The following is a 26,516-nucleotide window of genomic DNA, read 5'->3' as shown; positions in this document are numbered from 1 at the left end:
GCGGGGGGCGGCTCGTCCGTGGATGTGAAGAACGTACGATCGATGACTGTGCAAGGTTCGGAGAAGTCTTCCCGTCGCGGCCGTCGCTCGACCACCATGGGCGGCATGCCTGTCAACGACATGCCGTGGTGGCGCTGGCGCAGCAATGTGCGCTCCGCGCTGCACATGCTCGCCGATCCGGTCTTCCAGCGGGAGTGCTGGCTGGCCGGCCAGGATGGATACGGAGATGTCACCGACGCCGTGTACCGGCTCGTCGAGGACACCTGGCTGGACAACTGGTCCGCCGAGAAGTACGTCGGGACGATCTTCCGTGACTCGCAGGAGGCGGCGCTGGTCGACGTCGCCGTGCTGCGGGTGCTGAGGATCATGCACCAGGTGGGTGCCGACGCTCAGGTCTCCGCCTATCTGAACCACCACGCGTGGCCGGAGGCGGTGCGGGCGGCCCGGGAGGCCCATGTGCGGCTCGCCGGGAACGACGGTGAGGATCCGGATGTGCCGCCGCGGACGCTCGAAGTGCTGGCGATCATGACGCGGGCGGTCTGAGGATCTTCCCGGGTGTGCGACGCTATGGAGTCATGAGCGAGTCGCACTCCCCCGATCAGTACATCCTGACGCTGTCCTGCCCGGACAAGCAGGGCATCGTGCACGCGGTGTCCAGCTTCCTGTTCATGACCGGGTGCAACATCGAGGACAGCCAGCAGTTCGGGGACCGCGACACCGGGCTCTTCTTCATGCGGGTGCACTTCCGCGCGGACGCGCCGGTGCGGGTGGAGGACCTGCGGGCGAGTTTCGCGGCGGTCGGCGAGTCGTTCCGGATGGACTGGCAGATCCACCGCGCGGACCAGAAGATGCGCATCCTGCTCATGGTCAGCAAGTTCGGGCACTGTCTGAACGACCTGCTGTTCCGGTCGCGGATCGGGGCGCTGCCGGTGGAGATCGCCGGGGTGGTCTCCAACCACACCGACTTCCAGGAGCTGGTGGGCTCCTACGGGATCCCCTTCCACCACATCCCGGTCACCCGGGACACCAAGGCGCAGGCGGAGGCCGACCTGCTGGAGCTGGTGCGCGCCGAGCGGGTGGAGCTGGTGGTGCTGGCCCGCTATATGCAGGTGCTCTCGGACGACCTGTGCAAGCAGCTCTCGGGCCGGATCATCAACATCCACCACTCCTTCCTGCCGAGCTTCAAGGGCGCGAAGCCGTACCACCAGGCGCATGCGCGCGGGGTGAAGCTGATCGGCGCCACCGCGCACTATGTGACCGCCGACCTGGACGAGGGCCCGATCATCGAGCAGGAGGTCGAGCGGGTGGGCCATGAGCTGACCCCGGACCAGCTGGTGGCGGTCGGCCGGGACGTGGAGTGCCAGGCGCTGGCGCGTGCCGTGAAGTGGCACAGTGAGCGGCGGGTGCTGCTGAACGGCCACCGTACGGTCGTCTTCGACTAGGTCCTCTAGGGCCGGTCGCTCAGAGGCGGGACAGCGAGGCCGTCGCGTAGAGGACGTCCCGGATGGCCTCGAGGTCACCGGACTGGCCCGCGGCGGCCTCGGCGGGCGGTACGTGGCCCGCGGCCAGCTGGTAGAACGCCTCGCCGTCCAGGGCGATATGTGCCACCTCCTCCTCCGGCGAGGCCAGCGCGGCCGGGGAGTCCAGCGGGATGTACCAGTCGCCGCCGCCGACGCCCTCGACCTCCAGATGGAGCGTACGGCCCGGGGAGCCCGCCGCGACCAGCCGCCGGGGCGGGGCGGCGAGCCCGGCGCGGCGGCGCTCGGCCAGGGTGCCCGGGAGCAGCCGGGCGCACAGGTCGATCATGGCCTTGAGGTGGGCGGAGGCCGGGGGTTCATACGGGTAGTCGACGGCCTCGGCGATGTCCCCGGCGTGCACCCAGCACTCGAAGGCGCGGTCCAGGAAGGCGTCGCGCAGGGGGAGCGCGAAATCGCCGTAGGGCACGTCGAGGTCGGACACCCCGCGCCCGGCGAACGACACCGTGCGGACCAGGGTGTGGCCCTGCTCCCGCCACAACTGCCGGATGTTCGGCCGTGGCTCGGTGCCGGACGCGGCCGCGGGCCCGGTCCGCCAGTACGCCTCGGTGCGCTCCGAGGGTGAACCGGGCGCCGTGGTGCCGAGCGGATCGGAGAGGCCGAGCGAGGCGGCGATCAGGCCGTCCACCACCATCAGATGGCCGATCACCCCTTCGACGGTGGTGTCCCGGCCGGTGAGCCGTTCCCCGTCGAACCACTTGAGCCGTACCGGCGCCCGCCACTCCGCCTCGCCCATGTCACGCAGCAGCGCGTCCAGCCGGGCGGCCTCGGCGTCGTACGCGGCGGCCCAGGCGGGCACCGGGATCCGGGCCGGGCGGCGGTCCAGACAGCCCGCGAGCACCCGGGAGCGCAGCAGGGGATCGAGGTCGAGGCTGTGCTCGGAGTGCAGCAGCCCGACGGCCTCGCGCAGCCGCAGCGCTTCCTCGGCGCAGGAGGTGCAGTCGTTGAGGTGGTCCTCGACGGCGGCCGTCTCCTCCTGGGAGCAGGCGGTCAGCGCCCAGGCGCCCAGCAGGGAGCGGAGAAGATCGTGCGACGGCTGCCGGGGCACCGGGGCGGACCCGGCCGTGGGGCCGGGCTCCGCCACGGCTTCCGGTTCCGGTTCGGCTTCCGGTCCGGGCGCGGTCCAGGGTCCGGGACCGGCGACGGTGGCCGGGGGTTCCACGGGGCCGGAGCCGGGTCGCCGCGGCGCGGGGATCCCGGCGTCCAGGGCGCCCGGCCAGTGGCCGCAGTCCTCGGCGGCCGCGCGGGGCGGGGGTATCCGGGGCGGGCCGATCGGTTCAGGAGGGATACCGGTCTCATCGCCCCGGCCGGGGCCGCCTCTTCCGCCGCCCGGATCATCGGTGTGACCCTCATCACTCCGGTCGCGCGGGCGACCGCCGCCGTGACGGCCCGCACCGGGGCGGTCGCCGAACGCGTCGTCCCCGAACGCGTCCTCGCCGTGCGGCTCCGGACCGCCCGCCCCGCTCACAGCGCCCGTCCGTAGCCGGGCGGCGGGACGGCTCGCGGGGACTGGACATAGGCGGTGGACAGCAGTTGGAGCCCCAGCCGCAGACGCCGCCGCGCCTCGTCCTCGGTCACACCGAGGGCGGCCGCGGCCTGGCGGTAGTCGCGGCGGTCGAAGTAGGCCAGTTCCAGGGCGGCGCGCAGCGGGGCGGGCATCGAGGTGACGATGTAGTCGGCGCGGGCGGCGACCGACGCGTCGCGGATCCGCTCCTCCAGGTCCTCGGTGGTCAGCTCATCCTCCTCGGCCGTCGCGGTGTGCGACTGCCGCAGCCGCCGCACCGCCTGGCGGTGGGTGAGCGTGGCGACCCAGGAGCGCATCGAACCCTGTTTGGGGTCATAGGCGTCCGGATGCTCCCAGATGTAGCCGAAGACCTCACGGGTGACGCGGTCGGCCGCTTCCTCGTCCTCCAGGACGCGATGGGCGAGATTATGGACAAGTGAGGCAAAGCGGTCATACAACTCACCGAGTGCGGCCGCTTCGCCGCGCGCGAGTCGCTGCTGCATCCTGCGGTCCCAGCGGGGCGGTGCGTCATTCGGCATACGGCCCCCATCCCTGAGTCGTCCGGCCGGGTGTCCGGTCACTGTGCCCGCGTTCCTACTCGAATGTAGTGCCGGTGGCTGACATGACGCGCGTCCATGAGGCAAAGTGCGGCGCGAGCAGGCTGCACATGGTATTGACCCCCTCACTTTGCGCAGGATTGACGAGACGAAACGCTTCGCCGGGGCATAGGGTCGATCCCTACGGCGTGCGCCACGGGGAGTTTCACGCGCCGGAGGGCGGGCAGCCGCCCGGGAACAGCAAATTCCGGTTAGCGGCGAGCGAAGGGCTTCGGGCGCGTGACGTTGAAGGTGATGGAGGACCGCCGGGGGGAGTGGGTCGTACTCCAGGTCTCCGGCGAAATGGACCTGGTGACCTCGCCCGCGGTCCGGCAGCACGTCCACGACGCGGTCGCCGAGGGCCGCCACTGGCTGGTCCTGGACCTCTCGGAGGTCCGGTTCTGCGACTCCAGCGGCGTCGGTGTGCTCATCGCCGCGCGCCGGCTGATGCGGTCCTGTTCCGGCCGGCTGCGGCTGATCCTGCCGCCCCAGGGAGCCGCCCACGGTTCCCATGTCCACCGGGTGCTCGCGGCACTCGGCGTGCGGCGGCTGTTCGACGTCTACCCCGACCTCGACGCGGCCACCGAGCCGGACGAGGACGACGAGGACGCGGTCGACTCCCTCTCGGCCTGACCAGCCCCTCCGCACCCGTGGCCCGCCGCCGACGGCCCGTGGCCACCGTCGGCACGCGGCATGAGCGGTCCGCCGCGACCAGCGGGACGACGCTACGAACGGGCCGCCCGGGGTGGTGTCTTGGGGAAGTCCGCCCGTACGACGAAGCCCCCGTCGTCCGTCGGGCCCGCCTTCAGCGTCCCGCCCAGCAGCTGGGCCCGTTCCCGCAGGCCGACCAGGCCGTGGCCGCCGCCGGGCAGGCCGGGCGACGCGGCCGACGCGTCCGGCGGCCCGTTGCGCACCTCGACGCGCAGCAACTCCCGTGCCGCGTCCAGATCCCTGACCCGTACCGTCACCCGCGCACCCGGCGCGTGCTTGCGCACATTGGTCAGCGCCTCCTGCACGATCCGGAAGGCGGCGCGCTCCACCGCCTCCGCGGTACGCCCCTCGTCGTCCTCCGGGGCCTGTGCGGTGTCCGCCTCGTAGGCGACGTCCAGCGCGCTCAGTTCGATCAGCCGGGGCAGATCCGCCAGCCGGGGCTGTGGGGTCAGGTCCTCCAGGTCGCCCCCGGCGGCGCGCAGGATCCCGACCATATGGCGCAGTTCGTCCAGGGTGCGGACGGACAGTTCGCGGATGGTCCGCGCGCCCTCCCGCGCCTTGGCGTCCTCGGCGCTGATCTGCACCGCCCCCGCCTGGAGGCTGATGAGGCTGACCTGGTGGGCCACGACGTCGTGCATCTCGCGCGCCAGCCGGGCCCGTTCGGTGCTCAGCACCTGCTCGGCGATCAGCTCGTCCGCGTGGCGGCGGCTGCGGGTGAGGTCGTCTATCCGGGCGGCGAGTTCGCTGCGGGTGCGCACCAGCAGCCCCAGCGCGATGGGACCGACGGAGGTCACACAGGCGTCGATCAGGACCAGGGTGTTGTCCCGGTAGGCGGTGGGCTCGAAGTCGGAGACCGGCCACGGGATGAAGTGCGCGGCGGCCAGCAGCAGCGCCAGGAAGCCCAGCAGTCTGCGGTCCGGGCGGCGCCGGGCCACCGTGTAGAGGGCGATCATCGGCGCGAACCAGATGTAGCCGATGAGGATCCCCGGCAGGGTGACCAGGAAGACCAGCGCCGGGAGGCGGCGGCGCAGCAGCAGGGCCCCCGCGGCCACCAGGGAGACGTTGAGCTCCAGACCGAAGGTGACGCCGTTGACGAGCAGTGCGTCGGCCACCGCCAGGACGAGCGGGATCAGCAGTGAGCCCCAGCAGGCGGCCCAGCGCGGCAGCCGCTTCCGCGGCGCCCGGGCCGGGGGCTGCATGTCCTCGGAGAGCGGGCTGGGGGAGGGACGGAGGGAGGAGACAGTCATCGGGTCCCGCCTATCGGTGGGCGGCCGGCGATGAGTCCGGCGCGGTCGGCGACGATGGCCGCCTGGACACGGTTGAGACCGCCCAGCTTGCCGAGCACCGCCCGGACATGGTCCTTGACGGTGCTGGCGGCCAGCCCCATCCGCTCGGCGATCTGGGGGTTGGCGAGGCCCTCGCCGAGGAGGGCGAGCACCTCGCGTTCGCGCGGGGTGAGGGCCTCGATCGCCTCGGAGGCGGTGACTTCGGCCTCGGCGGCGAGGAAGCCGCCGATCACGGCGCGGGTGACACCGGGGTCCAGGACGCTGCCGCCCTGGGCGAGCGTCCGCACGGCGCGGACCAGCTGTTCCGGATCGGTGTCCTTCAGGAGGAAGCCCGCCGCTCCGGCGCGCAGCGCGGCGGCGAGGTACTCCTGGACGTCGAAGGTCGTCAGCATGGCGACGGCGGGGGAGCGGGGTGCGGCCCGCAACTGTCTCAGTACGGTCAGTCCGTCGGCGTCCGGCATCCGGATGTCGAGGAGGACGACGTCGGCGCCGCTGCGCAGCACGGTGTCGACCGCCCCGGCCCCGGAGCTGTCGGCGACCACGTCGATGTCCGGGGCCGTGCCCAGGATCAGCCGCAGACCGGAACGCACGAGCGCCTCGTCATCCACTACAGCAACACGGATCACCTGCCGCTCCCTCTCCTCAGCTGTCATGCCCATTGCCCGGACAGCCTGCCGTATGCCCGCGGGAAAATGGAGCGTTTCACTCCGCCCAATTGGGGGAGGCACCCCCTCCGGTTGGCGGGGGTGACAGGAGACCAGCGGTGGATGCCGGTCCGGCCGCTCACCGGGCAGAGTGGACCACATGCTGCACCACCCCGCGGGGTCGACCCGGACCCCAACCCCGTCACCGCGCCGCAGGGCCTCTCGGCGCGTAGTGACTGCCGCGGATCTGACCGGTCCCGGCAAGGGTCAATCAGCGGGGCGCTGCCGCGCTCAGGCCGCCGCGACCCCCACACGCGGCGGCCTGCCCAACTCTTGACCGCCCGCCGCGCCGTGTGCGCAGACCCAGCGCTGACCGGCCCCCCGCGGGGGGAGGGACCGGCCTCCGCCCGGCAACGCCGGGGTCGGACACCACGGACGGCGGGCGCGTCACCCCGTTGACATGCCGGTCCGCGCGCACGTCCGGGTGCGCTTCCGTGTACTGCCTGGCCGCCGTGCATCGTGCTGTTCCTCCGGCTGTTGCTCCCGGCTTCTGTCTTACTGACGCCCGTGTCACACGGGCGGTTCGGCAGGAGCCGGACCCAATGTGGTGGTGCCCGGCGCCGCCCGGTGTCCCAGCCCCGTGCGGTACGCGTCCATCGCGGCCTCCAGCCGCCCCTCGCGCCGCAGCAGATCGCCGAGCAGCCGGCACAGATCGGCCAGGTCCCCGGCCGCGCCCGTGCGTTCCAGCAGCGACAGCGCCGCGCAGTAGTGCTCCTCGGCGGTGTCCGCGTCGCCCCGCTCGTCGGCTATCAGCCCCAGCAGCCGGTGGGCACCGCCCGCGTGCACCGCTCCGCGCTCGGCGGTGAGCCCGGCCCCCTCCGCCCCGGCGGGGACTTCTCCGTCCGCCTCGGCGGAACGGGTCAGCAGCGGCAGCAGCAGGGCCTCCGCCTCGGCGGTGCGGCCCCGGCGGCGCAGGACGTCCGCCAGCTCCACCTCCACCTGCACGGTGAACAGCGCGGCCCGTTTGGACGCCAGCATGTCGCGCGCCGTGCGCAGCTCGCGCTCGGCCCGCTCCAGATTGCCGTCCTGGGCGTGCACATAGCCGCGCATCCAGTGGCAGTGGGCCAGGTCGGTGTGGATCCGCAGCTGTTCGTAGAGCTCCTGGGCCTTGGCGAGCGAGGCGTCGGCCTCCGCGGTGCGGCCCTCGGCGATCAGGGTGCGGGCCACGCCGCGGTGCATCCGGGCCACCAGACCGGGGTCGTCCACCTGGGGGGCCAGCGCCAGCGCCAGTTCGGCGGCGCGCATCGCACGGCCGTGCGCTCCCATGTCCATGTACGGGCCGATGGCCGCGGTGTAGAGCAGCAGCAGGGCGCCCGGGTCGTGCAGTCCCGAGGCGTTCAGCTCGTCGAGGGCGCTCTCCAGCAGATAGCAGGAGTAGCGCAGCTCACCGGCCAGCAGATGGGCCACCGCCCGCCCGCGGATCGCCGGGACCCGGCGCGGCAGCGGCTCCTCGGCCAGCAGCCGTTCCACCGCCTCGAAGTGATCACGTGCGATGCTCAGTTCACCGGTCTCCAGCGCGCAGTCGCCCAGCCCCAGCTGCGCCGCCGCCCGCTCCTCGGCGAAGCCGAGCCGCTCCGCCTCGGTGTGCAGGTCCCGGAAGAGCGCGGCCGCGTCCTCGGCGGCCCCGGTGGCCAGCGCCCGCCGGGCGTCGGTCAGTCCGGCCCGCAGCCGGGTGGCGTCGTGCGGTGAACGCCCGGTGGTCAGCTCCTCGTAGGTCACCCCGAGCCGTCCGGCGAGATGGCGCAGCGCGGCCTCGGAGGGGCGGACCCTGCCCGCTTCGAGGGTGGAGACGTAGGCGGCGGTGTAGGCGGGCTCGGCGAGCTGGCGCTGGGTGAACCCGCGCTCGGTGCGCAGCCGCAGCACCCGGCGACCGATCCCCCTGGTCGCGTCCGCCGCGGTCCGCCCGTCTCCGGCGCTTCTCTCGGACACGTGCCCTCTTCTCCCCGGCGGTAGCTTAATCGCCGAGCTAAGTCCATTTACGTGAGGATTAAAAGATGCTTGAGGCGAGGAAAACGGCTCCTGCCCGTCCGGGTACTGAGACGACCACCGTCCGGCAGCCCGGACTGCTCCTCACCGACCACCACTTCGACGTACCGCTCGACCATACGGCGCCCGACGGCGAGCGGATCAGGGTTTTCGGCCGGGAGGTCGTCGCCGCGGACCGCGCGGGCGCCGGCCGGGAGGGGCTCCCCTGGCTGCTCTACCTGGAAGGCGGGCCCGGCTTCGGGGCGCCCCGGCCGGTCGGCCGCGCCGGCTGGCTGGACCGGGCGCTGGACGAGTACCGCGTCCTGCTGCTCGACCAGCGCGGCACCGGCCGTTCCACCCCCGCCACCCGGCAGACCCTGCCGCTGCGCGGCACGCCCGAGCAGCAGGCCGACTACCTGGCCCACTTCCGCGCCGACGCGATCGTGCGGGACTGCGAGCTGATACGCGCGCGGCTCACCGGCGGCCGTCCCTGGACCGTGCTCGGGCAGAGCTACGGCGGCTTCTGCGCGGTCAGCTACCTCTCCCACGCCCCCGAGGGGCTGGACACCGTCCTGATCGCCGGCGGGCTCCCCTCGCTGGAGGCCGACGCCGACGCGGTCTACCGCGCCGCGTATCCGCGGATGGAACGCAAGTCCCTCGCCCACTACGCCCGCTACCCCGGCGACGCGGAGACCGTCCGCGCCGTGGTGCGGCACCTGGCCGCGCACGAGGAGGTGCTGCCGGACGGCACCCGGCTCACCCCGGCCGCCTTCCAGCAGCTCGGCATCCTGCTCGGCGGCGGTGACGGTGCGCACCAGCTCCACCACCTGCTGGAGGAGCCGTTCGCGCCGACCCCCGACGGGCCCCGGCTGGCCGACGGGTTCCGCGAGCAGGTGGCCGCCGTGCTCTCCCGCGCCGCCAGCCCCCTCTACGCGCTGCTGCACGAGTCCATCTACGCCCAGGACGGCCGTGCCACCGACTGGTCGGCGCACCGGATCCGCGAGGAGTTCCCGGGCTTCGACGCGGAGAAGGCGGCCGCGGCCGACGAGCCGGTGCCGCTCACCGCCGAGACCGTCCACCCCTGGATGCTGGACACCCACGCGGCGCTGCGCCCGCTGGCCCGTACCGCCGGACTCCTGGCCGCGCGCACCGGCTGGGGCCCGCTGTACGACGCGGAGCGGCTGGCCCGCAACACCGTGCCGGTGGCCGCCGTCGTCTACCACGACGACCTGTACGTGGACACCGCGCACGCGCTCACCACCGCCCGCGCCATCCAGGGCCTGCGCACCTGGGTGACGGACGAGTTCGAGCACGACGGGCTGCGGACCGGGGGCCGCGGGGTGCTGGACCGGCTGCTGCGGCTGGCCCGCGACGAAGCGGTGTGAGCCCGCCCCGCGTCTGACGGAGGGGGACCGGCGGCCTCCGGGGAGTGTGGCGGACGCCATGTCAGATTTCCCCGGGACTTGTCGCGTTCTTATTGCCCGATACGGGTGCGCCCCGTAGGTTGAGCCGCAATTTAACCCTGCTTAATCGGCCGCTTATGGGATTGATTCCGGGAGCCACCGTGCGACGACACATACGCCGACGCGTCCCCTTCCGCATCGCGGCCACCGCCGGGGGCATCGCCCTGGCCGCGGCGCTCACCGCGACGGCGACCGCGACCCCCGGCGGAAGCAGCGGCTCCGGTGACACTCCGTCAGCCGCCCCGGCCCGGGGCACCCATGAGGTCGAGTACTTCAGCCGTCCCGGTGCCCACCCCCGGCACACCGAGGTCCCGGCCGCGACACCCAAGCGCCTGACCCGGGCGGACCGTTCGCTGTCCGCGGCCGAGAAGGCCGACGACGGCGACGTCGGCTCGGTCATCAGGAAGGGGCCGGTCGGGGACAAGGTGGACGTCGTCTTCATCGGCGACGGGTACACCGCCTCCCAGCAGGAGGACTTCCACACCGATCTGCGCGCCAAGTGGCAGGAGATGTCCGCGGTCGAGCCGTACGCCTCGTACCGGGACCTGTTCAACGTGTGGTCCGTGGACGCCGTCTCCAACCAGTCGGGCGTCTCCGGCGACCCCGGCAAGGACGTCGTCAAGGACACCGCGCTCGACTCGTACTTCTGGTGCGACGACCTCGAGCGGCTGCTGTGCGTCGACACCGGCAAGGTCGAGTCCTACGCGGCCAGGGCCCCGCAGGCCGATCTGGTGGTCGTGCTCTCCAACTCGGCCAAGTACGGCGGCGCGGGCTACACCGTCACCTCACAGGTCGGCTACGACGGCGTCGCCACCGCCTCCTCCGACCACGCCGACTCCGACCAGGTCGCCGTCCACGAGACCGGCCACTCGCTCGGCAAACTCGCCGACGAGTACGTCTATCCGGACAACGGCACCTACACCGGCGCCGAGCCCGAGGAGGCCAACGCCTCCACGCTGAGCGCGGACCAGATGGCCGGCCAGCGGACCAAGTGGTACCGCTGGCTGGGCCGGACCTCTCCGGACGGCGGCACGGTCGGTGCCTACGAGGGCGGGCGCTACTACCCCAAGGGCATCAACCGCCCCACGGAGGACTCCATCATGCGCACCCTGGGCCGGGAGTTCAGCCTGCCCGGCCGGGAGGCGATGATCGCGGGCTTCTACCGGCACGCGAGCGTGATCAGCAGCCCGACGCCCACCGACGAACCGGTCGGGCGCAAGACCACGCTGACGGTGCACCTCCCCAAGAAGGCGTCCCTGAAGTGGTACGTGGACGGTGACGAGGTGCGCTCCGCGCGCGGCAGGAAGTCCATCACCCCGGCGTCCCTCGGCGTCCGCTCCGACGGCAAGTCCCACAAGGTGAAGGCCAAGGCGACCGACACCACCGCCGCGGTGAAGGACCCGGCGCTGCGGAAGCTGCTGAAGGACTCGCGCACCTGGAAGGTCGCCCGCTAGCGGCCCGACGCCCCGCTGCGCGCCACATCCGGCGCGCCCACCCGAACCGCCGCCCCGTGGACCCCCGCCGCGGGGCGGCTTCGTGCGCGCCCCGGACCGGTGTCCGGCCGGTTCTCCTCTGCGGTCCATCCGCGTCTGCTGCGTCTGTGCGTCGATGCGGGGCGGCCGCGGTCCGCCCCGTGAACATCGGCACGTCCCAGGTTTCCGCACGCCGGGGTCACGCTCAATCGCCCGTGGGGACGGGCTGCCGGTCAGGTGTTCCGGTGGCGCGTCGATCATCGGACAACGCGCCGGTCCCGAGGCGCGGCCCGGAAGAGGCCCCCGAGGAGCGCTCAGCGCGCCAGCTCGCGCTCCAGTTTCGTGGGGAAACGCGTGGTGATCCGGGTCTCCCCCAGCCAGCCGCTCAGCCGCGCCGCCTCCGCCTCCAGCGCCGACCGCGCCTCCCGTCCCTCGTCCGCGAAGAGCCGCCACAGCACCTCGCCGTCCGCGCGCTGCGTCCAGGCGCCCGCGATCCGGCCGTTCCACCACACCGTGGGGCCGATGTTGCCGGTGCCGTCGAAGAGCAGGGGCACCCGCTCCGGGTCCAGGTACCAGTCGCGCTGCCGCCAGCCCATGGCCGTCGGGTCCAGGCTCGGCAGCAGCGCGGCCCACGGTTCGCACGCGGCCACCGGCTCCTCGTCCCCCTCGGCCACGAACCCCGGGCCCTCCGCCAGCTCCACCGGTACCGCCGCGACATCGGCCAGCGCCCGCCGGGTGTCGGTGACCGTCCACCCCGTCCACCACTTCAGATCGGCCTCCGTGGCGGGGCCGAACGCCCGCAGCCAGCGCCCCGCGAGCTCCGCCTTCGCCGCGCGCTCCGGCACCTCCGGCAGCGGCCGGGCCGGGGCCCACGGGAAGGTGTTGCTGTTCCAGGTGGCGCGCGGACGGCAGCGGCGCACCCGCCCGTCGGCCGCGAGCAGCCGCACCAGTCTGCTGCCGACGCTCTGCCGCGCCTCGTACCGCTTCCCCGGCGACATCAGGATCGTCTCGCGCAGCGCGGGCACGGCCGCGGACAGTTCGGCGGTGGTGGCCTCGCCGCGGGCCGCGAGCGCAGCCAGCGTCTCCCGCTCGGCCGCCGCCAGCCGCTCCTCGTCCCAGCCCTCCGCGCGTTCCCGCAGGTGCTTGACGAGCGTGGCGCGCTCCCGGACCGCGATGGCCCGCCCGGCGCCCGCGTACACGGTGGGGGCCAGTCCGGCCGGGACCACGAACATGGTGCGGCGCATACAGAGCATCCGCTCCAGCGTGCGGTCCTCGTACAGCGCCCGGTCGAGCTCCGCCGCGCGCGGTTCGCGCAGCCGCGCGCACGCCGACAGATAGACGGTGGCCGGGTCGGTGGCGTGCAGGGCCACCAGCGCACCGGTGACCTCCTCGACGGTGGCCGCGCGGGTGGACGGCGCCAGCAGATGGCGCCGCCCGAGCCGGGCGCGGCGCTGTGCGGCGGAGATACGGAACGTGGGGCGGGCATCGGTCATACGGCCGACGCTAGAGCGCGTACCGGACATCTCCTGTCAGGTATGGCGACGGATGTCACCGGCCGGACGGCGGCCGTGGCCGCGCCCGAAGATCCCCTCCGGACGTGAGGCAAGATGAGGGCCATGGGCAACTCCGGGGGCGAGGGACACCTGATCGCGGGCCGGTACGAACTGGTCTCGCGGCTCGGGCGCGGCGGTATGGGCACGGTCTGGCGGGCCGTCGACCAGCTGCTGGGCCGGGACGTGGCGGTCAAGGAACTGCATGTGGACGACGAGGGCCTGTCGGCCCTGGACGCTCGGCTGCACGGTGAGCGCACCCTGCGCGAGGCCCGCACGGTCGCCCAGATCAAGCACCCCAATGTGATCGTCCTGCATGACGTGGTCGAGGAGGACGAGCGCGCCTGGATCGTCATGGAGCTGGTCGACGGGGTCTCACTCGCCGACCGGCTGGCCGCGGAGGGACCGGTCGGTCCGCGCGAGGCGGGCCGGATCGGACTGGCGCTGCTGGACGCGCTGCGCGCGGCGCACGCCCGCGGGGTGCTGCACCGGGACCTCAAGCCCGCCAATGTGCTGGTGGAGGCGGGCACCGGGCGGGTGGTGCTCACGGACTTCGGGATCGCGCAGGTCTCCGGCGCCACGACGATCACCGAGACCGGTTCGTTCGTCGGCTCGCCCGAATACACCGCGCCGGAGCGGATGTCCGGACGGCGGACAGGCCCCGAGTCGGACCTGTGGTCGCTCGCGGTGCTGCTGTGCACGCTGGTGAGCGGCCAGTCCCCGTTCCACCGCGACTCCCTGGCCGCGGTGCTGCACGCCGTCGTCTTCGACGAGACCGCGGTGCCCGAGGCCGCCGGAGGGCTGACGCCGGTCGTCGAGGGACTGCTGCGGCGGGATCCGGAGGAGCGGCTGGGCGCGGCGGAGGCCGCCGGACTGCTGCGCTCGTACGTGGAGTCGGGGGACACCCCGGAGATGCCGCTGCCGCGGGCCGAGCCCCGGCCGGGCCGGGCGCTCGTCCCCGGGTCCGCGCCGCGCCCGGCCGCCGGAGCCACTCCGGACGCGCCGGAGCCGGCGGCGGCCCGCCCGGCGAAGCGCTTCCGCGGCCGTACCGCATGGCTGGCGGTCATCGCCGTCCTCGCGCTGGCCGGGGCGGGTCTGGGCGCGCTGGTCCTGCTGAAGGACGGCGGCGACACCAAGGCCAGTGACGGTCCGGCCCGCGGCCGGGACGACGGCCGCGCGGACGGCGGGCAGCATCCGCGCCCCTCCTCGCGCACCCCGGACCCCGGCCCCTCCCGGTCCGGCGGGGTACCCGAGGGCTATGAGCGGGTGAAGGACCCGCTGGGCTTCACGATCGCCGTGCCCAAGGGGTACAGCCGCTCCTACGAAGCGCCCCGGGTCTACTACTACTCGCCGGGCAAGGAGTTCCGGATCGGGGTGCAGATCCAGGAGCAGGACCCCAAGGGGCCGCTGGGGCTGAGCCGGGAGGCGGACGCCAAGGGGCCGCGGGAGTACCCCGGCTACCGCAGCGGCCAGGTCATCGAGACCACCCACCAGGGGCATCCCGCCGCGCTCTGGGCGTTCGTGTGGAACGGCGGCGCGGACGACGGCGGCTCACGGCAGACATTCGATCTGAGCTGGAACGCCGACGGCAGGATGTACGATCTCTGGCTCTCCGCCCCGGTGGCGCAAAAAGGTCAGGGAAAGCGGTATTTCGACACGGCTGTCGCTACATTCGCCCGTTCCGGCCGATCGGACTGAGCCCCGCCGCAACGGCTTTGTCACGAGCTCTCCGCGCACCCCGGGGCCGGTGGCGGAGCCGGCCCCCGGACGGGTAAAGATTGAGCCATGACGAACGACGGGGGACGGGCGAACGAGCCCACCAGTTACACCTTGCCGCCGCCGCGGGCCCAGGGGGCGCCTCCCCATGGCGCGCAGCCGCCCGCGAGCCCCCATGAACCCACCCCGTTCGCCGCGCGGCAACCGCCCGTGGGCCGGTCCGCCGGCCCGGACGCGGGGCGGGTCATCGGTCAGCGCTACCGGCTGACCGCCCGGCTGGGCCACGGCGGGATGGGTACCGTCTGGCGGGCCCAGGACCAGGTCATGGACCGGGAGGTGGCGGTCAAGGAGCCGCGCGTCCCGGACCACCTCCCGGACAGCGAGCGGCAGACGGTCTACCGGCGGATGGAGCGCGAGGCGCGCGCCGCGGCCCGGATCGACCACCCCTCCGTCGTCACCGTGCACGACGTCGTGGTCGAGGAGGGGCGGCCGTGGATCGTGATGGAGCTGGTGACCGGGCAGTCACTGGGCGACCGGCTGACCGAGGGCACCCTCGACCCGCGCGAGACGGCCCGGATCGGTCTCGCGGTGCTGGACGGGCTCGCCGCCGCCCATGACGCCGGGGTGCTGCACCGTGACGTCAAACCGGACAACGTGCTGCTCGGCCGGGGTGACCGGGTGGTGCTCACCGACTTCGGCATCGCCCAGATCCAGGGCGAGCAGGGGCTCACCGAGACCGGCGGTTTCGTCGGCTCGCCCGAATTCGTCGCGCCCGAGCGGGTGCTGGGGCAGCGGCCGGGTCCCGAGTCGGACCTGTGGTCGCTGGGCGTGGTGCTGTACACGGCCGTCGAGGGCATGTCCCCGTTCCGCCGCAGCCACTCCCCGTCCACCCTCCAGGCCGTGTTGCAGGCGGAACCGCAGATGCCCGCACGGGCCGCGGGACCGCTGGGCGACATCATCATGCGGATGATGCGCAAGGACGCCTCGCAGCGTCCTTCCGCCGCCGAGATCCGGCGGGCGCTGGAGACCGCGGCCCGTCCGCCCGTGCCCACGCCGACCGTCTTCGCGTCCGGCGCGCCCACGATGGCCGCGGGCAGCCTGCCGACGATGGCGGCCGGGGCCGGATTCGGCGCGGCGCCGTCCGCGGCACCGTCCCCGGCGGCGCAGCCCGCGGGGAACCGTTTCGTCCCGCCCATCCTGCACAAGAACCGCAAGGCCCAGGCGGGTCTGGGCGCCCTGGTGCTGGTGGTGGCCGCCGCCCTGGTGCTGGTGATCGCGAAGCCGTTCGCGAGCGAGAGCCCGCTGCCGTCCGGCTGGGTCGAACGCGACGAGCAGTCCCTGGTCGGCGCGACCCTGGCGATGCCCGAGGGGTACAAACGGGTCCAGAACGACACCTACGACGATGCGCCGGTGGTCACGTTCACGGATCCCAGCGGCGTCTACACGATCACGCTCGGCGCGCTCGCGAGCGACTCGGAGCGCCGGATCACCAGCTCCAGGGCCTCGGCCGGATCCCTCCGGGAGTTCAACGAGGACGGCGCCCAGTCGACGATGGACGAGCCCACGGTGAGCGGGATCGAGGACACCGAGCAGCAGGACGCCCCCGCCGCGGACTTCAGGACCACCTACTACGAACCCGGCACCTCCAGCGACAACCCCCGTATCCGCTATCTGGACCGGGACCATGTGTACGCCGTCAAGGGCAGGATCGCCTGGGAGCTCACCCTGACGATGCCCGAGAAGGGCGACGCCCGGGAGACCGGCGACCGGATGTACCAGGACCTCCTGAAGAACTTCAAGATCAACAAAAAGTTCCGCCTCGACACGGACTGAGCCGCCGACCGCCTTGTGAACACACGTCGCGCCAGCAATCGCTGGCGCGATTGTGTGTGACCGGTGAAGGCGAGTTACCGACGGGTACCCAAACCGGCCGCGGCAGCCTACTCTCAGCCGCATGACGGAGACGCAGGACAGCGCACGCGCACAGAGCGGCACCACCACCGCCCCCGCCGACGGCAATCCGGTCGCGGCCCCGGGCACCCGCACCGCCGCCGATGTCGTCACCCCCGAGCTGGTCGCCCGGCTCGGCAAGGGCGTCGTGGGCAGCGGCCGCACCGTCAACCACACGCCGTTCACCGGTGAGGTGCTCGCCGCCGAGCTGCCCGAGTCCACCCCGGAAGACGTCGCCACCGCCTTCCAGCGGGCCCGTGAGGCCCAGCGGACCTGGGCGGCGCTGCCGGTCCGCAGGCGTGCCGCCGTCCTCCTCCGCTTCCACGACCTGCTGCTGGAGCGGCAGTCGGAGATCCTGGACCTCATCCAGCTGGAGACGGGCAAGACCCGGCTGCACGCCCATGAGGAGATCCAGGGCGTGGTGCTGGCCGCCCGCCACTACGGCCGCAAGGCCCACGGCTATCTGCGTCCCAAGGCCCGCGTCGGTGTGGTGCCGACCCTGACCAAGGTCACCGAACTGCGCCAGCCGCGCGGGGTGGTCGGCCAGATCGTGCCCTGGAACTACCCGCTGGAGCTGTCCGTCGGCGATGCCGTCCCCGCGTTCGTCGCCGGCAACGCGGTCGTGATGAAGCCCGACACCGAGACCTCGCTGACCGCCCTGTGGGCGCGGGAGCTGATGCTCGAGGCCGGAATGCCCGCCGGGGTGTGGCAGGTGGTGCTCGGCGAGGGGCCGGTGGTCGGCCCGGCCGTCATCGAGCACGCCGACTACGTCTCCTTCACCGGCTCCACCCGCACCGGCCGCGGCGTGGCCCAGGCCGCCGCCGCCCGGCTGGTGGGTTGCTCCCTCGAACTCGGCGGCAAGAACGCCATGCTGGTGCTGCGCGACGCCGATGTGGAGAAGGCGGCCGAAGGCGCGGTGCGCGCCTGCTTCGCCTCCGCCGGGCAGCTGTGCATCTCCATCGAGCGGTTGTACGTCCACGAGTCGGTCGCGGACGCCTTCCTGGAGCGGTTCGCCGCCCGGACCAGGGCGATGCGGCTGGGCAAGGCGCTCGCCTACGGCGCCGAGATGGGCTCACTGGTCTCCGACCGCCAGCTCGACACCGTCACCCGCCATGTGGAGGAGGCGGTCGCCAAGGGCGCCACGGTCGTCGCGGGCGGCCGTGCCCGGCCCGATATCGGCCCCTACTTCTACGAGCCCACGATCCTCGACGGGGTGGAGCCGCCGATGGCCGTGTGCACCGAGGAGACCTTCGGACCGGTCGTCTCCGTCTACCGCTTCACCGACGAGGACGACGCCGTCGAGCGCGCCAACGCCACCCCGTACGGGCTCAACGCGAGCGTCTGGACCAAGGACGGCGGGCGCGGCCGGGCCGTCGCCGCCCGGCTGCGCGCCGGAACGGTCAACGTCAACGAGGCGTACGGCGCGGCCTACGGCAGCGTCAACGCCCCCATGGGCGGCATGGGCGACTCGGGGCTCGGCCGCCGGCACGGCTCGGAGGGGATCCTCAAGTACACCGAGGCGCAGACCGTCGCTCACCAGCGACTGCTGCCCCTGGGGCCGTCCTTCGGGATGACGGATGAGAAGTACGCGGCCTTCATGACCCGCAGCCTGCGCGCGATGAAGGCACTGCGCCTGCGCTGACCAGTACGTATCCACGGAGGTACCCGTTGTCAGGGGACAAGTCCGCCCACCACCAGCAACCCGGCGACGGCACCGGCTCCGCCACCGATGACGCCGGCTTCGACTACGACGTCATCGTCATCGGCTCGGGCTTCGGCGGCTCGGTGTCGGCCCTGCGGCTGACCGAGAAGGGATACCGTGTCGGGGTCCTGGAGGCGGGCCGCCGCTTCACCCGCGAGAGCCTGCCCAAGAACTCCTGGGATCTGCGCAACTACCTGTGGGCCCCGGCCCTCGGACTGTTCGGGATCCAGCGCATCCACGTCCTGGGCAAGGTGATGGTGCTCGCGGGCGCCGGGGTCGGCGGCGGTTCGCTCAACTACGCCAACACCCTCTACGTACCGCCCGCGCCGTTCTTCCGGGATCCCCAGTGGGGGCACATCACCGACTGGCAGGACGAACTGCGGCCCTACTACGACCAGGCGCGGCGGATGCTCGGGGTGCGGCTGAACCCCACGCTCACCCCGTCCGACGTCCATCTGAAGGCCACCGCGGAGAAGATGGGGGTGGGCGACACCTTCCATATGGCCCCGGTCGGTGTGTTCTTCGGGGACGGCCAGGACGCCGACGGCTCCGCCACCGCCAAGGCGGCGCCGGGTGAGACGGTGGCCGATCCGTACTTCGGCGGCGCGGGCCCGGACCGCAAGGCGTGCACCGAATGCGGTGAGTGCATGACCGGCTGCCGCCACGGCGCCAAGAACACCCTCAACGAGAACTACCTCTACCTCGCCGAGAAGGCCGGTGCGACCGTCCACCCCATGACCACGGTGGCGGCCGTGAGCGACGATCCGCACGGCGGCTACCGCGTCACCACCGTGCCCACCGACAACCGGCGCAAGGGCAGGCCCACCGCGCTGCGCGCCCGTTACGTGGTCGTCGCCGCGGGCACCTACGGCACCCAGACCCTGCTGCACACCATGCGGGACAAGGGGCTGCTGCCACGGCTCTCCGACCGGCTCGGCTTCCTCACCCGCACCAACTCCGAGGCGCTGGTGGGCGCGCAGACCACCGACCGCCGGTTCCGGGCGAAGAACCCGGGGGAGAAGAAGGCCGAGTTCAGCCGTGGGGTGGCGATCACCTCGTCGATCCATCCCAACGACACCACCCACATCGAACCGGTCCGCTACGGCAAGGGCTCCAACGCGATGGGCCTGATGTCCATCCTCCAGATCCCCCACGGCGGCCGGGTGCCGCGCTGGCTCCAGTTCGTCGGCGCCAACCTCAAGCACCCCACGATGGCGGCGCGTTCCCTGTCCAACCGGCGCTGGTCGGAGCGGACCATCATCGGCCTGGTCATGCAGACCCATGACAACTCGCTGACCACGTACCGCAAGTCCAAGGGGCTGGGGAAGGGACTGCTGACCGCCCGGCAGGGCCACGGCGAGCCCAACCCGGACTACATCCCCGAGGGCGCCGAGGCGGCCCGCCACCTCGCCGAGTCGATCAACGGCTTCGCGGGCAGCAATGTCGGGGAGCTGATGGGCACCCCGCTGACCGCCCACTTCCTCGGCGGCTGTCCGATCGGTGAGGACGCCGAGCACGGAGTGATCGACCCGTACCACCGGCTGTACGGGCACCCGGGCATCCATGTCGTGGACGGCTCGGCGATCTCCGCGAACCTCGGTGTCAACCCGTCCCTGACCATCACGGCACAGGCCGAACGGGCCATGTCGCTGTGGCCGAACAAGGGCGAGGCCGATCCGCGCCCCGCCCAGGGCGAGCCGTACCAGCGGCTGACGCCCGTGGAGCCCACCGCTCCGGCGGTTCCGGCGGACGCGTTCGGGGCGCTGAAGCTGCCCCTGCTTCCGGTGCCGGCGGTTCCCCCGGCCCCGTCCGGGAGCTGATGTCCGCAACGGCGAAGGGGCCGCCCCCGGACGGTGGGGGCGGCCCCTTCGCTGCGGCGTTGTGCCTGCGCGTCGGCCCGGGGGCCGTTACGCGGCGGCGCCGCCGGTGCGACGACGGCGGACCACGAAGACGGCTCCGCCGCCCGCGGCCATCGCCACCCCGCCGATCAGGGCGATCGTCGGGAGCGCGGAGGAGGAACCCGTCTCGGCGAGGCTGCCCTTGGGGTTGATCTCGGTGTTGCCCTCGGGCTTCTCCGGCAGCGGCTTCTTGCCGCCCTGCGGCTTGGGCTCGGCCGGGGGCACCTCGCCCGGCTCCGAACCGGCCGCCAGCACGTCGAACTCGTAGTACTCACCGGTCGAGAAGACGCAGTTGCCCTTGTCGTCCGCGTAGACGCCGATGCTGATCGCGTAGCCGAAGCCCTCGGGCGCGCTCTTGGCCACGCTCAGCCGGAGGTCGACGGTGAGGGTCTCGTGCGGACGCACATCGGTGTAGCCCACGTAGCCCGCGCCCGGGTCGCTGTCGTCGGTGGAGATGTTCGTCCACACGCCGGTGTCGGGGTCCTTGTACTGGAGGGTGAGGTACTTGCCGGTGCCCTCGAACTCGTCGGCGTCCACGGTGGCCGCGACGACGCCGAAGTCCACCCGCTTGTAGGTGCGGTCGGAGTCGTTCTTCACCTGGAAGCCGAAGGTGTGGAAGCCGCTGCCCGCCACGACCTTCGAGGGCAGACCGGTGAGGGTGGTGCTGAGGTCGGGGTCCTCGTGGTAGTCGCCGTCCTCCGCGCACTCACCGGGCCCGGTCGGCTCGTCGGTGGGCGACGTCGGCTTGTCGGTGGGGGTGGCGGTGTCCGACGGGTCGGCCGACGGCGAGGTCGTGTCCGTCGGCTGGGTCGAGGGGGACGTCGTGTCCGTCGGCGTGGGGCTCGTGGGGGTGTCGCTCGGCGCGGGTGTGGCCGGGGACTGCGACGGGTCCGGCGACTGCGGCGGCTGGGTGGTGTCCGTCACCGACGGCGTCGGGGTGGGGGTTTCCTCGGCGAAGGCAGCCGGTGCCGCGAGCAGGGCGGCGGGAGCGATGGCGGCCGTGGCCGCGGCGGTCGCCAGTGCGCGGCGAATCTTCATGGAGACCTCTTCTGGGTCCGTACGCGCCGCTGGTGGGCGGCGTGCGGGTGGAAGGCCGTCGCGGTGGGGCGCGGTCTGGCCGTGCTGTGCACGTACATGACCAGCCCGGTGGCTGAAAGGTTGCCTTCACTTTTGCTCACAGAATGGTCACAGAATCCGGCGACTCGGTCAGAAGTCGGTCACGGCCGATCGCGAGCGAGGGGGTGGCGTCTGCCGCGGCAGCATCAGGGGCGGCATCAGGGGCGGCCTGTGGAGAGCGGCACCGGGAGACGGCGATACCCATGCGAAGGGCCCCGGGGCGCCCGAGCGGGCGGGCGCCCCGGGGCCCTAGGCGGTCAGCACCGGCGTCAGGGCAGCGCCGGTGCTGAGAAGCGGCGCCGGGGGGTTGCGCCGCTGGCTTCGGGGCCGGAGTTCAGATGATGTCGAAGGGGGCGTACGCCCGCGTGGTTGTACCAATGACGGGAGTGTGACCCGGGGCTTTTCGCCTTCCTGCATCGTGGTGGATGCGGAGCACCGGGCGCAACCGTTTCGACCGGATACGGTCGGTCCCGGGCGTCCCCGGGACCGACCGTCCTTGAGGTGGTGACCGGGCTGCTGTCCCCTGCCGACCGGTCACCTCGCCGGAGCGAGGTCCCACGACGCGCACCGCCTGAATCACCGCAGGGGGCGCGTCTCATCGCTTCGACGGATCTGAGCCACGCGTGGATTTTCCGGGCCGCTCCTGGCTGGTGCGGCACCGGGCTCAACGAGCCCGTTCGCGGCCCGGTCACGCGCCGTACGGGTGATGGCGCCGAACGTCAGATCCGGCCGCGGCACAGCTCCAGCAGCGTCATGGCAAGGGCGGTGCCCGGCCTGCCGAGCCCCTCCCGGTAGCGGTCGAGGATCTCCATCTCGCGGGAGAGGTGCACCCGCCGCCCGCCCGACCCGGTCCGGGCCCGCTGGACGGAGGCCGAGACGTCCATCCGCTCCCGGACGAGGTCGAGGATCCGGGCGTCGAGGGCGTCGATGCGCTCCCGTGCGGTGCGGATCACCTCGGCGGCGTCGGTGACCTCGGCCGCAGCGCTGCCGGTGGTGGTGCTCATATCGGTTTCTCCTGGTCTCTCGGGGTGGACCCGGAGTCCGGCGGGAGAGCCCGGAGGAGGGAGAACACCAGCGCCCCGGGCCTTTGCCGGCCCGGGGCGCCTGGGAAGTCGCTTGTCAGTGGTTCAAGCAGCACGACCATGGCAGCCGGACGGGCCGGTGCCATAGGTAAACACGGAGGTCATGCGCGTGGACATGGCGTCGATTATGAGCCCGTTAGAATCGAAAGTCCAACGCGCCGGAACAGTCCCCTGTGCGGACCGGTGCGCCCGAGTACCACCCCGATCACCACCGCCGGAAGGCCGCCGAAGTGCCATCAGCGTCCCCTGCTGCCGCCCCCGACACCGTCCTGGTCGTCGACTTCGGCGCGCAGTACGCCCAGCTCATCGCCCGCCGGGTCCGCGAAGCCCGCGTCTACAGCGAGATCGTCCCGTCCACCATGCCGGTGGAGGAGATGCTCGCCAGGAACCCCAAGGCGATCATCCTGTCCGGCGGGCCGTCGTCGGTCTACGCCGAGGGCGCGCCCAGCGTCGACCGTTCGCTCTTCGAGGCCGGGATCCCGGTCTTCGGCATGTGCTACGGCTTCCAGCTGATGGCCGTCGCGCTCGGCGGCACCGTGGACAACACCGGTGCCCGGGAGTACGGCCGTACCCCGCTGACCGTGACCAAGCCCGGCTCCACCCTCTTCGCGGGCACCCCCGAGGAGCAGTCGGTCTGGATGTCGCACGGCGACGCCTGCTCGGCCGCCCCGGCGGGCTTCGCGGTCACCGCCTCCACCGATGTGGTGCCGGTCGCCGCCTTCGAATGCGACGAGCGCAAGCTCTACGGCGTACAGCACCACCCCGAGGTGATGCACTCCACCCACGGCCAGCAGGTGCTGGAGCACTTCCTCTACCGGGGCGCCGGGCTGGAGCCCACCTGGACCACCACCAATGTGGTCGAGGAGTCCGTCGCGGCCATCCGTGAGCAGGTCGGCACCAAGCGTGCGATCTGCGGGCTGTCCGGCGGGGTGGACTCCGCCGTCGCCGCCGCCCTCGTCCAGAAGGCCATCGGCGACCAGCTGACCTGCGTCTACGTGGACCACGGCCTGATGCGCAAGGGCGAGTCCGAGCAGGTCGAGAAGGACTTCGTGGCGGCCACCGGCGTACAGCTGAAGGTCGTCGACGCCGAGGAGCGGTTCCTGTCCGCGCTCGCCGGGGTCTCCGACCCCGAGGAGAAGCGGAAGATCATCGGCCGGGAGTTCATCCGGGTCTTCGAGCAGGCCCAGGCCGAGCTGGTGGCCGAGGCGGGCGCCGCGGGCGAGGCCGTGGAGTTCCTGGTGCAGGGCACCCTCTACCCCGATGTGGTGGAGTCCGGCGGCGGCGCCGGCACCGCCAACATCAAGTCCCACCACAATGTGGGCGGCCTCCCCGAGGACCTCGAGTTCAAGCTGGTGGAGCCGCTGCGCCGGCTGTTCAAGGACGAGGTGCGCAACGTCGGCCAGGAGCTCGGGCTGCCGGACGAGATCGTCCACCGCCAGCCCTTCCCGGGCCCCGGGCTCGGTATCCGCATCGTCGGCGAGGTCACCAAGGACCGGCTGGACCTGCTGCGCGAGGCCGACGCCATCGCCCGTGAGGAGCTGACCGCGGCCGGTCTCGACCGCGAGATCTGGCAGTGCCCGGTCGTCCTCCTCGCCGATGTCCGCTCGGTCGGCGTCCAGGGCGACGGCCGCACCTACGGCCACCCCATCGTGCTGCGCCCGGTCTCCTCCGAGGACGCCATGACGGCCGACTGGTCGCGGCTCCCGTACGACGTGCTGTCGCGGATCTCCACCCGCATCACCAACGAGGTGGACGAGGTGAACCGGGTCGTCCTGGACATCACCAGCAAGCCGCCCGGCACCATCGAGTGGGAGTGACCCACCCCGATCGTCAGGCCCGCGCCGCCGTCCCTCCTCCGGGGGCGGCGGCGTCGCCGTTCCCGCCGTGCGCACGGATCGTGCGCAACGGTCTGGCCTCCCGCTCTACCCGGAGGTAGCTTCCGCTGCGAGCACCCCCAGGAGCGCGAGGAGTGAGCGAGCCCCCCATGAACAGCCCCATGCCGATGCCCCGGCCGGCGCCCGAGCCGATACCCACCGACCAGCTGCACATCACCATGCCGCCGCAGCACGCCTCGCCCGGCGAGGAGCGGCGCCACCGCAAGGAGCGGCTCGCCGCGGCGCTGCGGCTGTTCGGACGGTACGGCTACGAGGAGGGGGTCTCGGGCCACATCACCGTCCGCGACCCGGAGTTGGCCGACTGCTTCTGGGTGAACCCCTTCGGCATGCCCTTCGGCCACATCAGGGCCCAGGACCTGATCCTGGTCAACGAGGCGGGCCAGGTGGTCGAGGGCCGCTACCACGTCAACCAGGCGGCGTTCGTCATTCACTCCCACGTGCACCGGGCTCGGCCGGACGCGGTGGCCGTCGCGCACAGCCGCTCGGTGCACAGCCGGGCGCTGTCCTCGCTGGGCGAGCGGCTCGAACCGCTCAACCAGGAGGTGTGCGCGTTCTTCGAGGACCACGCGCTCTACGACGCGTCCACCGGGGTGGTGGTGGACGATGACGAGGCGCGCCGGATCGCCGCCGCGCTCGGCGCCCACAAGGCCCTCATCCTGCGCAATCGCGGTCTGCTGACGGTGGGCGAGTCGGTCGACGCCGCCGCGTGGTGGTTCATCACGATGGAGCGGTCGTGCCAGGCGCAGCTGGCGGCGAAGGCGGCGGGGGAGCCGGTGCCCATCGGTGACGAGGACGCGGCGCGGCTCCGTGAGCAGCTCGGGAACGATCTTGTGGCGTGGATCAACTATCAGCCGCTGTATCTCCAGATCACCCGCGCCGAGCCGGACCTGTTGACCTGACACCCCTCGCGGTGCGGCACAATTCCCTCTCGTCACATGTCAGTTGGCGCCGCACGGACCGGTCCGGAAACCGAACGTCGGTGCCGAACCAGTACGAGCGAACGACGGAGCGACCCTCGTGGCGGTGGAGACGGCGGAGAACGCCGCGACGGTGGAGGGGCACCCGCACGGGCCCGGCCACACCGGCTGTGAATGCCCCCAGGGTGCCCGTGAGGGCCATCGCAGGGCGGTGGCCGCGTTCGTGGCCATGCGGGAGCGGTTCGCGGCCGGAGAGGGCCTTCCGGCGGCGCTGGCGCACTCCGCCGGAGCCTCCCGGCAGTGGGTCTCCGACGAACTGGCCCAGGCCGCCCGTACGGTCGTCGACACCGGGCGCGCCGAGTGCACCGCGTGGCGTGACGCGGTGTGGCGGCGCACGCTGCTGGTGGTGTGGGGCGCGGTCGCGGCACTGCTGATCGGGCAGTTGGCCACCGCGCTCGGCACCGGCTGGTCGGTGGCCAGGACCGCCGGGATCGCCGCGGCCACCGTCACCGCCGCCCTGCTGACCCTCGCCGCCCGGCTGCACCACGCCGCGGGCGGTCCGCTCGCCCCGCTGGTCGGCGAGGACAACCGGCTCTCCACCTCCCGTACGGTCGCCGCCGCCTGGCTGGCCTTCGCCGTCTTCGCGGTGCTCGTCCTCGGCGGTGAACTGGCCCTCGACCCGGGGGACCGCCCCCGGCTGACCGACGGCCTCGCGGTCGGGCGGGTCGCCGCGCTGCTCACCGTCACCGGGCTGACCTGTCTGGCCGCGGTGATGGCCCGGCTGGTGGTGGCCGCCCGGGTGCGGGCGCAGCGGCTCCAGAAGGTGCGCGCGGTCCGGCCGCGCGCCGCCGATCTGCTCACCGACGACGCGGGCCGCGGCAGCTTCGCCGACGCGCAGTACGTCGTGGTCCACACCGCCGCGCTCGCGTTCACCGCCGTCCGGCTGGCGCGCGAGCCGTGGCGGCTGCCCGATCTGCCGTGGGGGCTGGCCCTGCTGACGGTCGTCTCCACCTTGATGTACCTGGCCGGGAAGTACGCGGAGGGCGGGCGCCCCACCGTGCTGTCGGTGGTGCGGGTCCGCCCCGAGGAGGGCGGCATCGATCGGGACGCCCCGATCCGCACCGGTGACGACATCGAGATCCGCGGCAACGGCTTCGTACCGCCGGGCGCCCAGGACCCGGACCGGCTGGCCCGGATGGTGGTCCGGATCGGCGCGGTGCACGTCCACGTACCGCTGGTGCCGGTGGCCGGGGGGTTCGGCAATCCGACGGACACCGCGCTGACGGTGCCGGTGCCGGTGGACGTGGAGCCGGGCCGGGTGGAGGTGCAGGTGGTCACGGCCGCGGGCGCCGAGACCAACCGCTATGCGATCGACGTGCTCGACTGACCGGCGTCCCGGGCGTGCGGCCGGAACCGGATGGATGACTCCGGTTCCGGCTGAGTCATATCCGCCG

General features: G+C 72.8%; 20 protein-coding genes. 12 read left to right on the top strand and 8 right to left on the bottom strand.

Annotation, left to right across the window (positions count from 1 at the left end; translation table 11 throughout):
- Positions 1-42 precede the first annotated feature (42 nt).
- The gene (locus AC07FT_RS33315; RefSeq protein ID WP_471201171.1) at positions 43-543 is read left to right on the top strand and encodes an SCO4402 family protein; all 501 of its coding nucleotides are present in this window, start codon (positions 43-45) and stop codon (positions 541-543) included.
- 32 nt (positions 544-575) lie between these two features.
- Positions 576-1,442, top strand: coding sequence for a formyltetrahydrofolate deformylase (gene purU, locus AC07FT_RS33310; RefSeq protein WP_471201168.1), 867 nt, complete (start codon positions 576-578; stop codon positions 1,440-1,442).
- Positions 1,443-1,461: 19 nt separating this feature from the next.
- Here purU and AC07FT_RS33305 read toward each other — a convergent pair whose 3' ends face one another.
- Entirely contained in the window at positions 1,462-3,003 is a 1,542-nt protein-coding gene (locus tag AC07FT_RS33305; RefSeq protein ID WP_479179809.1) for a maleylpyruvate isomerase N-terminal domain-containing protein, read from the bottom strand.
- Positions 3,000-3,578, bottom strand: coding sequence for a sigma-70 family RNA polymerase sigma factor (locus AC07FT_RS33300; protein ID WP_254744343.1), 579 nt, complete (start codon positions 3,576-3,578; stop codon positions 3,000-3,002). Before AC07FT_RS33300 ends, AC07FT_RS33305 begins: the two co-directional genes overlap by 4 nt.
- A 312-nt stretch (positions 3,579-3,890) precedes the next feature.
- On the opposite strand from AC07FT_RS33300, the gene AC07FT_RS33295 reads away from it, so the two are divergent.
- Positions 3,891-4,268: an STAS domain-containing protein gene (locus AC07FT_RS33295; RefSeq protein WP_254744640.1), complete on the top strand. Its 378-nt coding sequence runs from the start codon at positions 3,891-3,893 to the stop codon at positions 4,266-4,268.
- Between the two features lie 92 nt (positions 4,269-4,360).
- Here the strand turns inward: AC07FT_RS33295 and AC07FT_RS33290 are convergent, their stop codons facing one another.
- From AC07FT_RS33290 to AC07FT_RS33280, 3 genes are all read right to left on the bottom strand, one after another.
- Entirely contained in the window at positions 4,361-5,545 is a 1,185-nt protein-coding gene (locus tag AC07FT_RS33290) for a sensor histidine kinase (RefSeq protein WP_479179836.1), read from the bottom strand.
- Positions 5,546-5,589: 44 nt separating this feature from the next.
- The gene (locus AC07FT_RS33285) at positions 5,590-6,258 is read right to left on the bottom strand and encodes a response regulator (RefSeq protein WP_471201161.1); all 669 of its coding nucleotides are present in this window, start codon (positions 6,256-6,258) and stop codon (positions 5,590-5,592) included.
- Between the two features lie 588 nt (positions 6,259-6,846).
- Complete coding sequence (locus AC07FT_RS33280) at positions 6,847-8,265, bottom strand: helix-turn-helix domain-containing protein (RefSeq protein ID WP_479179808.1); 1,419 nt, start codon at positions 8,263-8,265, stop codon at positions 6,847-6,849.
- Positions 8,266-8,330: 65 nt separating this feature from the next.
- On the opposite strand from AC07FT_RS33280, the gene AC07FT_RS33275 reads away from it, so the two are divergent.
- Together AC07FT_RS33275 and AC07FT_RS33270 are read left to right on the top strand one after the other, a co-directional pair.
- Positions 8,331-9,686: an alpha/beta fold hydrolase gene (locus AC07FT_RS33275; RefSeq protein ID WP_479179806.1), complete on the top strand. Its 1,356-nt coding sequence runs from the start codon at positions 8,331-8,333 to the stop codon at positions 9,684-9,686.
- 179 nt (positions 9,687-9,865) lie between these two features.
- Entirely contained in the window at positions 9,866-11,218 is a 1,353-nt protein-coding gene (locus tag AC07FT_RS33270; RefSeq protein WP_479179805.1) for a M64 family metallopeptidase, read from the top strand.
- Between the two features lie 332 nt (positions 11,219-11,550).
- On the opposite strand, the gene AC07FT_RS33265 is transcribed toward AC07FT_RS33270, so the two are convergent.
- Positions 11,551-12,729, bottom strand: a complete 1,179-nt coding sequence (locus AC07FT_RS33265; RefSeq protein ID WP_479179804.1) for a winged helix DNA-binding domain-containing protein — start codon at positions 12,727-12,729, stop codon at positions 11,551-11,553.
- A 123-nt stretch (positions 12,730-12,852) separates the two neighbouring features.
- Between AC07FT_RS33265 and AC07FT_RS33260 the strand changes: the two genes are divergently transcribed.
- The 4 genes from AC07FT_RS33260 (at position 12,853) to AC07FT_RS33245 (ending at position 19,974) form a co-directional block, all read left to right on the top strand.
- Entirely contained in the window at positions 12,853-14,484 is a 1,632-nt protein-coding gene (locus AC07FT_RS33260; RefSeq protein WP_479179802.1) for a serine/threonine-protein kinase, read from the top strand.
- 87 nt (positions 14,485-14,571) lie between these two features.
- Positions 14,572-16,335, top strand: a complete 1,764-nt coding sequence (locus AC07FT_RS33255) for a serine/threonine-protein kinase (RefSeq protein WP_479179801.1) — start codon at positions 14,572-14,574, stop codon at positions 16,333-16,335.
- A gap of 121 nt (positions 16,336-16,456) precedes the next feature.
- Positions 16,457-18,094 (top strand): succinic semialdehyde dehydrogenase, encoded by a 1,638-nt coding sequence (locus tag AC07FT_RS33250; RefSeq protein WP_471201141.1) that lies wholly within the window; start codon positions 16,457-16,459, stop codon positions 18,092-18,094.
- 26 nt (positions 18,095-18,120) lie between these two features.
- Positions 18,121-19,974 carry a GMC oxidoreductase gene (locus AC07FT_RS33245; protein WP_479179799.1) on the top strand — a complete coding sequence of 618 codons (1,854 nt, stop codon included), beginning with the start codon at positions 18,121-18,123 and terminating at the stop codon, positions 19,972-19,974.
- Positions 19,975-20,061: 87 nt separating this feature from the next.
- On the opposite strand, the gene AC07FT_RS33240 is transcribed toward AC07FT_RS33245, so the two are convergent.
- Both AC07FT_RS33240 and AC07FT_RS33235 read right to left on the bottom strand, forming a co-directional pair.
- Positions 20,062-21,090 (bottom strand): LAETG motif-containing sortase-dependent surface protein, encoded by a 1,029-nt coding sequence (locus AC07FT_RS33240; RefSeq protein ID WP_479179798.1) that lies wholly within the window; start codon positions 21,088-21,090, stop codon positions 20,062-20,064.
- 797 nt (positions 21,091-21,887) lie between these two features.
- A complete protein-coding gene (locus AC07FT_RS33235; protein ID WP_479179796.1) occupies positions 21,888-22,172 on the bottom strand; it encodes a chorismate mutase in 285 nt (94 codons plus the stop codon).
- A 308-nt stretch (positions 22,173-22,480) separates the two neighbouring features.
- Here AC07FT_RS33235 and guaA point away from each other — a divergent pair, with 308 nt between their 5' ends.
- From guaA to AC07FT_RS33220, 3 genes are all read left to right on the top strand, one after another.
- On the top strand, positions 22,481-24,067 hold the full coding sequence (guaA, locus tag AC07FT_RS33230) for a glutamine-hydrolyzing GMP synthase (RefSeq protein WP_432038937.1): 1,587 nt from the start codon (positions 22,481-22,483) through the stop codon (positions 24,065-24,067).
- 179 nt (positions 24,068-24,246) lie between these two features.
- Positions 24,247-25,044, top strand: a complete 798-nt coding sequence (locus AC07FT_RS33225) for a class II aldolase/adducin family protein (RefSeq protein WP_479179835.1) — start codon at positions 24,247-24,249, stop codon at positions 25,042-25,044.
- 118 nt (positions 25,045-25,162) lie between these two features.
- Positions 25,163-26,449, top strand: coding sequence for a hypothetical protein (locus tag AC07FT_RS33220; RefSeq protein ID WP_471201129.1), 1,287 nt, complete (start codon positions 25,163-25,165; stop codon positions 26,447-26,449).
- Positions 26,450-26,516 lie beyond the last annotated feature (67 nt).

The sequence above is a fragment of the Streptomyces sp. NPDC045899 genome, from assembly GCF_056431485.1.
The sequence above is the reverse complement of the archived record's forward strand: the minus strand, read 5'-3'. Positions and strand labels throughout refer to the sequence as shown.